Annotated in this window: 7 protein-coding genes and 1 pseudogene; 7 read left to right on the forward strand and 1 reads right to left on the reverse strand. The window is 36.6% G+C overall.

The genetic code is table 11. The annotated features are described in order from the left end of the window. Window positions 1-72 precede the first annotated feature (72 nt). Complete coding sequence (uxuA, locus tag ABWO41_RS08780) at window positions 73-1242, reverse strand: mannonate dehydratase (protein WP_353136579.1); 1170 nt, start codon at window positions 1240-1242, stop codon at window positions 73-75. Between the two features lie 334 nt (window positions 1243-1576). Between uxuA and ABWO41_RS08785 the strand changes: the two genes are divergently transcribed. From ABWO41_RS08785 to ABWO41_RS08815, 7 genes and pseudogenes are all read left to right on the forward strand, one after another. Next, window positions 1577-4612, forward strand: coding sequence for a SusC/RagA family TonB-linked outer membrane protein (locus ABWO41_RS08785; RefSeq protein WP_353136582.1), 3036 nt, complete (start codon window positions 1577-1579; stop codon window positions 4610-4612). Window positions 4613-4622: 10 nt separating this feature from the next. Then, window positions 4623-6569, forward strand: a complete 1947-nt coding sequence (locus tag ABWO41_RS08790) for a RagB/SusD family nutrient uptake outer membrane protein (RefSeq protein ID WP_353136585.1) — start codon at window positions 4623-4625, stop codon at window positions 6567-6569. Window positions 6570-6795: 226 nt separating this feature from the next. Next, a complete protein-coding gene (locus ABWO41_RS08795; protein WP_353136588.1) occupies window positions 6796-7170 on the forward strand; it encodes a hypothetical protein in 375 nt (124 codons plus the stop codon). Between the two features lie 71 nt (window positions 7171-7241). After that, window positions 7242-8921, forward strand: a complete 1680-nt coding sequence (locus ABWO41_RS08800) for a peptidylprolyl isomerase (protein WP_353136591.1) — start codon at window positions 7242-7244, stop codon at window positions 8919-8921. A 91-nt stretch (window positions 8922-9012) separates the two neighbouring features. Beyond that, complete coding sequence (locus ABWO41_RS08805) at window positions 9013-10671, forward strand: glycoside hydrolase family 43 protein (RefSeq protein ID WP_353136594.1); 1659 nt, start codon at window positions 9013-9015, stop codon at window positions 10669-10671. Window positions 10672-10681: 10 nt separating this feature from the next. Then, window positions 10682-12643, forward strand: a complete 1962-nt coding sequence (locus ABWO41_RS08810; RefSeq protein WP_353136597.1) for a sialate O-acetylesterase — start codon at window positions 10682-10684, stop codon at window positions 12641-12643. A 376-nt stretch (window positions 12644-13019) separates the two neighbouring features. Continuing rightward, window positions 13020-13300, forward strand: a pseudogene (locus tag ABWO41_RS08815) (glycosyl hydrolase); the annotation flags it as partial.

Here is a 13300-nt window from a genome sequence, read left to right on the forward strand (position 1 = left end):
AGGACTTTTTTTTAAAACATAAAAAATGGCCAGAATTTCTTCCGACCATGAGTGGGGAATTCCCCGCCCTTTCTATTGCTCTAAACTTTTTCGAATGCCTAATTCTAATCCCCTCAATTCTGCTAGTCCTTTCAATCTCCCGATGGCAGAATAGCCTGGATATGCAGTTTTATTCAAGTCATCGAGCATTTGATGGCCATGATCGGGGCGCATAGGAATGTCCCGATTTTCTTTTAGCATTAGTGTTACAAGGCGTTTCATGAGCTCATACATATCAGCATCTCCCTCAAGGTGGTTAGCTTCATGGAAGTTGCCAGACTCGTCACGCTGTGTACTTCTTAAATGCGTAAAATATATTCTGGAACCAAGCTTATCAATCATTTGCGGCAGATTATTGTCTGGCCTGGCTCCAAAAGATCCGCTGCAAAAGCAAAAACCGTTAGACTTAGCAGGTACCTTATTCATAATATATAAGGCGTCTGATTCTGTAGACATTATTCTGGGGAGTCCTAAAATAGGGTATGGAGGATCGTCAGGATGTATGGCCAATTGAATATCAAGTTGATCTGCGAGCGGTGTTATCTCTTCTAAAAACAAGACCAGATTCTGCCTTAATGTTTCCGTGTCTATACCTTTATATTCGTTCAGTAAAGCTAAAACTTGTTCTGAAGTAAAGTTTTCTGTACTGCCAGGAAGAGCTTGTAAACATGTGGCGCTTAATTTATCTTTTTGTTCCTCTGAAAGTTTTAAAAAAAGAGCTTCAGCTTGCTGAATATCTTCCTTAGAATAATCGTTTTCCGCCTCAGTCCGTTTTAATAGAAAAAGATCAAACGCGATAAATGCAAGCCGTTCAAATCTTAGAGCCAATGCTCCGGAAGGAAGTCTGTATTGTAAATCTGTACGCATCCAGTCCAAAACAGGCATAAAGTTATAGGTAATGATCTTAATACCAGATGCCGAGAGATTTTTTAAGCTTTCTATATAGTTATTGATGTAAAATATGTATTTGCCGTTTCTTTTTTTGATATCTTCATGAACAGGCAGACTTTCCACAACTTCCCAATTTAAACCTTCCTGTTCTATTAGATGTTTCCGTTCTTCAATGTCTTTTGTCTTCCAGGTTTCTCCAATGGGTATTTGGTGCAAAGCCGTTACTACACCCGAACAGCCGGCTTGTTTTAGGTCTTTTAAAGATACGATGTCAGTGGGACCGTACCACCTCATGGTTTGTGTTAAACTCATATTAATAAAATTATGCAACCGATATCACGAACTAAAACGGCGTTTTAATTACGTGTATATGCTTTTGCAAAATAAATATAAAAAAATTATGCAATCGGTTGCAATTTTAGTTTTTAATTTCTACTTTTATCATACCAATTGAAAAGAAGGATTTGATAATCCTAATATTTACTGTTTGATTAACTTAATTATGAACCAATGACATACGAAAAATTTCGTGGAATCAATGAAAAATGCTCTTTTTTCCACTATAACCCAATAACATTATAGACCTAATACTTTTATCATGAATAAAATGGACCAATTTAAGAAAACTAAATTTTTGTTGCTGCTTATGATAGTAACAACTATCCTGCCTTGTAGCGTGTTCGCTCAGGTGAGCTTGCGGGGTAAGGTTATGGATGAAACCGGAGAGCCGTTGCCAGGAGCGGCGGTTCAATTAAAAGGAGGTTCCTCAAGTACTTTGACAGGTGTTAATGGAGATTTTGAAATTAATGTTCCATCATCCACTTCGATACTTGTAATATCTTACATCGGCTATGCAAGCCAGGAGGTTAATGTTGCAGGTAAGACGAATATAACTATTACTTTGCAGCCAGACCAAAGAAGTTTGGAAGAAGTAGTCGTTATTGGTTATGGAACTCAACGTAAAGAAGCGGTAACTGGTTCTGTTGCATCGATAAGTGGGAATGAACTGAATGAAGTGCCGTCGGCCAACGTTTCACAGGCTTTGCAGGGAAGGTTACCAGGAGTAGATATCTCTCAGACATCAACAAAACCAGGCGCAGCAATGCAAATACGAATCCGGGGAACACGGTCGCTAACGGCGGATAACAACCCGTTAATCGTTCTCGATGGAATACCGTTTTCTGGTTCTATTTCAGATATAAACCCTGTAGATATTAAGAGTATAGATGTGTTGAAGGATGCTTCTGCAACAGCTATTTATGGTTCTCGGGGAGCTAATGGGGTTATATTAATTACCACCAACAGGGGACAACGAAGTTTGAGCCCTAAGATCTCTTATAATGGATATGCCGGAGTTCAGGAAGTCTTTGCTAAATTTCCAATGATGAATGGTGAAGAATTTACTGCTTTACGTAAAGCGGCAGGGATCTATCCTACCAATGGGCCTGATGAAGAAGAAGGAATTAATACTGATTGGCAGGATTTGTTTTACCAAACAGGAGCTGTGACAAGTCATGATATTGGAATTTCTGGGGGGACTGAACGGGGGAACTATAATTTTGGTTTGGGCTATTATAAAAACCAGGGCATAGTTCCGACCCAATCTTACAATCGTTACTCTTTTAGAGCTTCGATGGATCAAGATGTCGGTAAATATTTGAAGGTTGGCTTTACTTCGAATAATAATTATAATATCAATGAAGGTAGTCAAGTAGGGCTGTTTGGTATATTAAGTGCCTCGCCTATTATAAATCCTTTTAATGTAGATGGAACAACCAAGAGAAACGTTAGTTCGGCATCTGGAGATATGTTTGTATTAACCAAGGATATCATTAATGATCTCAGCGACAATGGACTTTGGTTAAATGAAACTCGTGGTTTTGCTACCTATAATGCTTTTTATGGGGAACTCTCAATACCTGGCATAGAAGGGCTTAAAGCCCGAACTAATTTAGGATTAGATTTCATATATAGCAATAATGGTAATTTTACCGGGCAAGGAGTAAATTCAGTAAATGCACAAACTTTATCTTCCGCAGGTATTAGTAATTCTCAAACCTATCATTGGACAATAGAAAACCTTATAACTTATGATAGAACCTTTAATGGAAAACATACTGTGAACGCAATATTATTGCAATCTGCCGAACAGAATAAATACAATAGGTCATCGATGTCGGCAAGGGATATCCCTGCAGAAGCTTTTCAATTCTATAATATTGGACAAGCTGCAGGGGAGATTATTGTAGATCCGAAACAACAAGATTATCAATTATGGGGTCTTATGTCATGGATGGGGCGCGTGATGTACTCATATGATAATCGCTATATGGTTTCTGCTACTTTGCGTTCTGATGGCTCTTCAAGATTAGCGAAAGGTCATAAATGGCATACATATCCAGCTGTATCGGTTGGATGGAATATTTCGAATGAGCCGTTTTTTAATATTTCTGCTATTAATATGTTAAAAATAAGAGCAGGGTTTGGGCAGACTTCAAACCAAGCAATTCTCCCTTACGCTACCTTAGGAAGGTTAGACACCAGACCATACAATTTCGGTGAAAGTTATGCAACAGGATATTATGTGTCTTCTTTACCAAATTCGAGTTTAGGCTGGGAATATTCTAAAACTGCAAATTACGGTGTCGACTTCTCATTACTGAATAACCGTTTGTCTGGAACCGTAGAATACTATGTAACAAATACAAAGGATATTTTACTTAATGTAGGGTTACCACCAACATCAGGAGTAGGTAGTGTTACACAAAATATAGGTGAAACTCAAAATAAAGGAATCGAGATCAGTCTTAATGGTACTATATTAGATAATCCCGAAGGATTAACATGGGAAGCTGGTATTAACTTTTATACTAATAGGAATAAGTTAGTAGCCTTAGCTTCGGGACAGTTAAGAGATGAAGGAAATGGATGGTTTGTAGGCCATAATATCAACGCTATTTATGACTATGAGAAAATAGGATTGTGGCAGCAAAATGATCCTTACAGGAATATATTGGAGCCCGGAACAGACGATGCTGTAGTTGGTTCAATCAAAGTTAAATATACTGGAGGATACAATCCGGATGGTACTCCTATTAGGGCAATAAACGCAGATGATAGGCAGATAATGGATGTGGACCCGGATTTTATGGGAGGTTTTAATACGCGTTTTTCCTATAAAGGCTTTGATCTTAGTGCCGTAGCTATGTATAAAAGCGGAGGAATATTAATAAGTTCATTGTACGGAGCATCAGGTTATTTAAACACATTGACTACGCGGAATAATAATGTTAAAGTAGATTATTGGACTCCAGAAAATACCGATGCGAAATACCCAAGGCCAGGAAAACAAATTAGTGGAGATAATCCTAAATATGGAAGCACGCTAGGTTATTTTGATGCATCTTACCTAAAAGTTAGAACAATTACCTTAGGATACGATTTTAGTCGGAATCTTATTAAAAATAAAGCTGTCCGTTTAAAGGGATACTTTATGATTCAAAACCCTTTTGTTCTGTTTTCTCCATATCATAAAGAATCAGGCATGGATCCTGAAACTAATTCATATGGTAATGAAAATGCAGCAGTTCCACTTTCTGATAATCTAAGGAGGCTGTTGACTTTGGGAACCAATACTCCGGCGACTCGTAATTATGTATTTGGGTTTAATTTAACATTTTAAAAGAAACAAGATGAAAGCGATATATTTAAAAGCTATAATAGGGGCAACGGCTATGTTAATTTCAACATCGTGTTCGAAATTATTGGAAGAGCAACCACGTAGTATCTATGAGCCAGGTTTCTTTAAAACAGAAAAAGGTGTTGCCGGAGGCATAACTTCCATGTATGCCCATCTCCGTTATATTTACGGCCAAGCTTATTACTATAATACCTGTCTTACTGGAACAGACGAGGTTACCTGGGCGCAGAGTGCAGATCAGAATTTTAAAGTAATGGATATTTCTGGAGAAGGGATAATAGATGCTTCTAATAGCAGAGCAGATGCAATTTGGGGAATATGTTTCTCCAACATCAATACAGCAAATGGTGTTATTGAAAATGCAACCGAAATTGGCACGATTTCTAATTCGCTTATTGCAGAAGCGAGGTTTTTTAGAGCATTTGATTATTTTCTTCTTGTTCAAACCTTCGGTGGAGTTCCTCTAGATTTAGGTGCTGGTGAATTAAAATTTAATACCTCGGCTGTAACCAAATCAGTTAGAAATACTGTTCCTGAGGTTTACACAAAAGCAATTTTCCCCGATTTGTTAAAGGCTATTGAAGATTTACCTACATCTGGTCGGGTAACTGGTGGTGTCACGAAGGCGTTAGCTCGGCTTTATCTAGCTAAAGCGTATTTAACATATGGTTGGTGGCTGCAGAATCCTAACAATATACCTACATATCCAGAAAGCCCCCGTACGGACCCTGATGGACATAATGCGCAATGGTATTTCCAGCAGGCTTATGATATTGCAATACATGCAATTGATAATCCGGGGCCTTTTAAACTCCAAGAAACATTTTACGATGTAAACGAAGGATCAAATGACCGTAATTTAGAAATTCTTTTATATGCGGATCATACCGAAACAAGTGCATTTTATAACGCAGGAGATCTTACCTATGGTAGTGGCAGTGCACCAGACAATTTTGCTGGTTGGATGATGACATGGAATTACACAAATATCAGAAGTAGCTCAACCAGCGGGAATTGGACGTCAATATCGTCGGTAAGGAGAGAAGCACAGCAACATCTTGGCCGTCCTTGGACAAGAATGTGCCCAACAATTGGAGTAATAGAAAATACTTTTGCAGATAAAGTAAATGATTCGCGTTATGATGGTACTTTCACAACTGTATACAGAGGTAACTGGGATAAGGATAATGTGAGCGGATCTTTATTTAATGTTAATTTTCTCCCTGTGAATCCAGGCGATGCTATTCTAACCTTTTTAAATGAAGAACCAATTGTTCCAATTGACTATTCAAATAGCGTATACAATAGCAATATAGGAGCAGGGATATTACCTGGTAGAGCAGATTTTGTAGTATCTCCGCGTGGTATTAGTAGGCTAGTGTATCCGGGACTTTGGAAACTTGGACCATATAGAACCGATAATGATGGAACATTAGGACAACCCAATGCCGGAAGTACGCGCCCTTTTAATATTGCGAAATTTTCAGAATTATATTTTATTGCTGCGGAAGCTGCCGTAAAAGGAGCTACTACACAGGCGGGTAAAACAGCAAGAGATTTAATTAATGTAATTAGATACAGAGCTGGCAAGTGGCGTTGGGATAACAATGGAAATACAGTTAAATTACAAGATAATAGCGCAAATATGGTTGCTACTACTCCGATTACTGTAGATATTAACTATATATTAGCAGAACGTTCGAGAGAATATTACGGTGAAGGTTACCGTTGGTATGATTTGGTGAGAACCCAAAAATGGGCAGAGCTTTCTTCTTCTTATGAGATATGTGGACCTAATATAGGTGATCATACGCCTATAACCGTAACACGTAGTATTCAACCATATTTATACTTAAGGCCAATTCCTTTAGGCCAATTAGATGCAATGGATATGACGTTGGAAGAGAAAAAGGCGTATCAAAATCCAGGGTATAATTAATTTTTTTATTAAATATAATTACCGAAGGCTATCTAAAAACCAAAGAACATTGTCATTTCGTCGACTTTATTAAGAGACCTACCTGCCGACAGGCAGGAGTCTCCTAATAAGTGCTCTTGAGAGCGCCTGCGAATCCGTTCAGAATGACAGACACTTTTAGGCAGCCTCATTTTAACTCTCTCAAAGCTAACTCCAATTGTATCTGTTTACCTTAAAAAAGAAAAAAATGAAAAAGTTTTTGATTTTAGCGTGTTTTACATGCTGTCTTTTATTAATAAGCAATAGCAAAGCTTCTGCGCAATGTGGCATTCAAGGGACTAATAGTGCTGTATGCTATGCTTCATCTGGTCAAGCTTACCAACAAAGTTATTATATAACTCCAGGTGTAACAGTAAATATATATACGTATTTTTATATCAATTCGCCGGGATATACAGGGGCAGAGGCCGACTTGGGAGGCCGTATGTGGCTTTATACAGCCTCAAGTGTGGGAGGAAACTATGGAGGGACAACTTTTACAGCGGCAGAAAACGACGGATTTCTTTACCTGGCGCTAGGTTCTACCAGCGACGGCACAGGCCAAATAGGAGCGTACTGGTAATATTCGAATTATAACCAAATAAGTAATCATAATTTTTAAAAATTAATAATTGGAGTTAGCTATTCAAGTACATGATTAATAAGTTTTTATTTGATAACTTATTTAAGTTAAAGCATCTTCTCTTAATCTACTTCTTCATTTTCAGTTTTTCAAACGTTTATGCGGAGGAGGTTGGAGATAAAGTCATTTTATCTGTAGCAGATGTTAATATCACTGAATATGAATTCGAAAAAAATTTAAATGTTTTTAAAACAGATTTTATAAGAAAAAATAACTATAACCCTACATCTGCAGATATAAAAAAATGGATTCAAAATTTCATTGATCGTGCCTATCTCCTCGCTGACGCTTATAAAAAAGGATTTGACACACTTACGGAAGTAAATATTAAAGTTGAAAGTATGGAACATTTAGTGTTAACTCAACCGGGAGGGCTTTTAGATGAAAAAATGGCGAAAGAGAAAACAACTCCAGATGAAATAGAAAAAGCTTTACAAGCTGCTTCAAAAAGTTTCGTAGTGGAGTATCTTGATTTCGAAAACTATGGACAGGTTGTTAAGTTAATAGGAGAATCTGAAATAAAAAAACAATCCGAATTTTATGATACGGTTTCAAAGAATTCCAGAACTACTTTTGCCACATTTAAAATCGATACACTTAAATGGCCTTTTACTTTACTTGGTGAAAAAGCAGAGATAATTTCTGGTTTAAAATCAAATGATGTTATTTTTTTGCAGTCTCCTGATGCACACTACTATCTAATTCATATTAAGAAAGTTCAGAGTAAATCTGAATTAGACTTGAGTAAAATTAAAAGTGATGTTATCAGTTTTCTAATGCGTAGGAAACAGGTAGAAACGAGAGCACAGTATCAAAGAGAAATAGAAGGAAAAGCGCAGATATTAATAAACGAAGAGGTATTATTTCAATTAGATAATTATGCGCAGAAATACAAGGGATTAAATCAGTTTGATAAAAAGTCATTTGATGGTTATTTGCAATCTAGGCTTGTATCTTATAATTTCGATAGCAAAATAAAAAACATTTCCTTAGATCAATTCATAGATTACTATAATTATCTCCCAATTAGAAGAGGTATAACCCAAGAAGCCGATATTTATTATTACTTGCAGTCTATGGTCTATGATGTTTATGCGTATCAAAAAGCGAAAGAGTACGGACTAACTGATGATGTTAAGTTTATACTTGATAAAGAAAACTACAAGAAAAATGTGGTTTTTAGTCTTTATGAAAAGTATTTGAAAGAAGACATTCATGTTTCCGACGAAGAGTTAAAAGAAAAGTATGATCTTGGTAAATCAGGTTTTACTCAAGCTACCGAAGCAGATATTTCAATTTATCATTTTAAAGAACTTAATAAAGCCATATTGGCTATGATAAGCTTGAACAAGGGTGACCGTAAAATAAATAATTTTATAGGACTTGAAAATATAGAGCATAGATATTTAAATTCTAAAAGTACTTTTCTTTCGGATAGCATTAAAACTTCAATTTTCTCTCTTAAGGTTGGTGGAGTATCTAAGCCGTTTTTTTCTAATGGAAAATATATGGTAATAGTAAAGAAATCTGAATCTGGCAAGAGGATAAAGAAAATGACAGAAATGAGAGATTTCTTGCTACAAGAGATAAAAAATGAAAAACTGAAGGAGAAAATAGCAATGAATTTATTAAGGCTAAAATCTGCTTATGCAGTTAAAAATGAAATTAGCAACCAAGGATATGAGTTTTGAAGTAAGCCCTTAAAATAGTTAAATTAAATGCAATCGATTGCGGTCTTAGGTTTATTTTATAACTTCATACTGTAAACTAAAATTTGTGAAAATGAAAAAGGCGCTTGTAGTACTGGGTTTAGTGTTTGCTTTACAAGTGGTAGCACAAGAACAAATTACCATTAAGAATCCAATTTTAAAGGGTTTTTATCCAGATCCGAGTATAGAAAAAGTTGGCGAAGATTATTATCTCATCAATTCTACATTTACCTATTTTCCCGGGATTCCTATTTTTCATAGTAAAGATTTAAAGAACTGGAAACAAATAGGCAATGTGATTGATCGGCCAGAGCAAATGGATTTTATAGGCGAAAAGATTTCCAGAGGACTATTCGCTCCGGCGATCAGCTATCATAAAGGCGTTTTTTATGTGGTCTGTACAGATATCGACAATGATGGGAATTTTGTTGTTACAGCAACCAATCCCGCCGGTCCCTGGTCTAAACCCGTTAAAATTCCAGAAGTTAGAGGAATAGACCCTTCTTTGTTTTTTGATGGAGATAAAGCATATATCATATATAATAGTGATGCTCCGGATTTCAAGCCTTTATACGACGGACATCGAACCATAAGAATGTATCAGTTCGATTATAAGAACTTAAAAATTATTGGTGAAGAAACTATTCTGGTAAATGGTGGAGTAGATCTTAGTAAAAAACCGGTTTGGATAGAGGGACCACATTTATACAAAAGAGGGGATTTTTATTACCTGTGTGCTGCGGAAGGAGGAACTTCTATCAACCATTCTCAGGTGATTTTTAGAAGTAAGGATGTTAAAGGGCCCTTTATTCCCTGGGATAAAAATCCAATTCTAACACAAAGAAACTTAAATCCAAACAGACCAAACCCAATTACTTCAACAGGTCATGCGGATTTGGTTGAAGGTCCGGATGGGAATACTTATGCAGTGTTTTTAGCTGTAAGACCGTATTCCGGCGATTATTATAATACCGGTAGGGAGACTTTTATAGCACCAGTGAAATGGACTGATGATGGTTGGCCTATTATCAATCCGGATCATAAGGAAGTGCAGCATGAATATACTTTTAATTGGAAAGAGCAAGCCGAAAAGGCGCCATTCCCTTTAAACGGAAATTTTCAGCAGCGTTATACTTTTAAAGATACCATCGCCAATTCGTTAATGTTCATGAGAACGAAAGACAATTCATGGTATTCGCTTTCTAAGCAAAAAGGTCTGACGCTGAAACTACGGCCTGAAACCATTATAGAAACCGGAAATCCATCATTTATCGGTCGGAGGTTACAGCATTTAAAAGCTGAAGCGAGTACTGAAGTTGAGTTTACGCCTAAAAATGGAAATGAAACTGCAGGCATTGTAATCTTCCAAAATGAAAAACACTTTTATTATTTGTGCAGATCTAAATTCGAGAAATATGATGTGGTGCAATTGTATCGGGCAAGTTCAGAAAACCAATTTATGGATCTCGTCATTCAGAAACAGGTTAAAAAGTCGGGTAAGGTACAATTGAAAGTTGTAGCCAATGGGGCTGATTACGCTTTCTACTTTGCTGAAAATAACGGAGAATGGAAGCTGGTAAAAGATAAAGTCGATGGCAGATATCTGAGTACTAAAATAGCAGGTGGATTTGTAGGCTGTATTATTGGTTTGTATGCAAGTTCCAATGGGCAGCCATCTGCCAGCGAAGCACATTTTAAATACCTGGACTATACAGGGAAAGACGATTTATAAACCATAGAAAATGAAAAAGCAACTGTTATCTATTATTCTATCACTTAACGTATTTTTCGCTTATGCTGATGTTAAATTACCACGGTTGGTAAGTGATGGAATGGTTTTGCAAAGAGATCAAAAAGTAAAGATTTGGGGATGGGCTGATCAGGCTGAAAATGTAAGCGTAAAGTTTCAAAATAAGGTTTATCGTACTCAGGCGGATGGCGACGGGAATTGGATGATCGAATTGCCAGCCATGAAAGTTGGTGGACCATATTCCATGCAGATTATAGGCAAGAACCAACTGGAGATTCAAAATATATTAATCGGAGATGTTTGGATATGTTCGGGACAGTCGAATATGGAATTGCCGGTAAATCGGGTAAAAGTAAAATATCCGGGTCTGGTAGAAAATAGTAAAAATGATAAAATAAGACATTTCGCGGTAAATACCACCTATGAATTTAATGAGTTGAAAAAAGATTTTGCAACAGGCGGATGGAAAATGGCTTCTCCTGAAAATGTAGGGGCATTTACTGCTGTTGGCTATTTTTTCGCAAAAGCACTGTACGAAAAATATCATGTACCTATCGGATTAATCAGGATTGCGGTAGGCGGTTCTCCGGCAGAAGCATGGTTGCCAGAGGGGACAATTAAAAAATATCCCGATTACTACAAGCTTTTAAAGAAATATCAGCAAAAAGGAATTGTAGACAGTATATTAAAAGCCGATAAAGAAAAGATTGATTCATGGAATAATAATATTGATAAGGAAGATTTAGGTTTAAAAGAAAATTGGTTGAATAACAATCTTGATTTTGGGAATTGGGAGAAAATGAGTATGCCGGGACTTTGGAAATCAAATCCGTTTATAGAAAATAAGCAGGAAACTCATGTGAATGTTGCTGGTAATTTGAGAAACAGTGGCGTTATTTGGTTTAAAAAAGAGGTCAACCTATCGAAAACTCAATTAGGTAAACCGAGTATGTTGATTTTAGGAGCTTTGGTAGATCGTGACGAAGCTTACGTAAACGGTGTTAAAGTTGGTACTACCGGATATCAATATCCCCCAAGACGATATAATATTCCCGAGAATACATTGAAAGAAGGAAAAAATATCATTACCGTAAGGTTAGTAGCCAATAACCGTAATGGAGGATTCGTTCCTGACAAGTTTTATGGAATGACATTGGGACAAGATACTATTTCTCTGAAAGGCGATTGGTTTTACAAAGTTGGTTATTCATCTATTCCAATGCCATCTAATCAGGTGACTTTCCATTATCAGCCTTCAACTTTATTTAATGCCCAGGTTGCACCCTTAAAGAATTTTGTAACTAAGGGTGTTATTTGGTATCAGGGTGAATCGAATACAAGAAACCCTAAGGAATATGAAAGTCTTTTTGCTGATCTGATTAAAGATTGGAGAATATATTTCAATAAACCTCAACTGCCATTTTTATATGTGCAATTGGCGAATTTTATGGAAGAAAGTAGCGCTCCCCAGGAAAGTAATTGGGCCGAGTTAAGAGAGGCTCAGAGGAAAACTTTGAGTATTCCGAATACAGCAATGGCTGTTATTACAGATATTGGTGAATGGAACGATATTCATCCTTTAAATAAAAAAACTGTTGGCGATAGATTGGCACTGGCAGCTGAATACCTTGCTTATGGAGATAAAGAAGTAGTCTACTCAGGGCCAGTCTTGAAATCTTACGAAATAAAAGACGGTAAGTTTATTTTGACTTTCGATCATGTCGGCTCCGGTCTGGTGAGTAGAAATAATGAGCAATTGAAGCACTTTGCTGTTGCAGATGCATCTGGTGCTTTTAAATGGGCGAAAGCTAAAATAGAAGGAAATAAGGTGATCGTGTGGAATGACGATGTGAAAAATCCGAAACGTTTAAGATACGGTTGGAGCCATAATCCGGCTAAAGCAAATTTATATAATAAAGAAGGTTTGCCGGCGTCGGCCTTTCAAATGCCTTAGATTATCTGGATTAACCCTAAGAACACAAAGTTCAAAAAATTGTAGCAATATTTTTTCCGAAGCTTATTTGAAAATGAGCGTCTATTTTTACTGATATAACCTCATCACGTTAAATTACTTTTGTTCATGTGAGAATGTGGAAGTATTAGCGAGAGTGAAATTCATAATTATTAAATCGTAGATTATTATATCCTAAACTAATGGAATTGAACATTTAAGCTATATATTTCAACATATCTGACATCTGTAATATCCCTATTCGTCTTACTTTACGGAATAGTAAAATATGGTTTGGATTTAAGCCTGAAATCATACGCCGATAAGGTAAAGCGCTTACCCAGCTACTCAAAATTTAATGGAATTATAAATTATTGATATGGACAAAAATATAATCCGTTTTTTAGTTACATGTTTCTTTTATTGTTTGTTAGGTAACAGTAATTTGAAAAGTCAGGAAATACCCTATAAGTTCAGGAATCCGGATTTACCTGTTAATGAACGAATAGAAAATTTATTGGGATTGCTAACGCTGGAAGAGAAAGTTGGTTTGATGATGAATAGCTCTAAACCTGTAGGCCGTCTAGGTATTCCAGCTTACGATTGGTGGAACGAGGCTTTACATGGGGTTGCCCGATCAGGAAAAGCCACCGTATTTCC

This window comes from Pseudopedobacter sp., from assembly GCF_040392825.1.
Lineage (GTDB): Bacteria > Bacteroidota > Bacteroidia > Sphingobacteriales > Sphingobacteriaceae > Pseudopedobacter.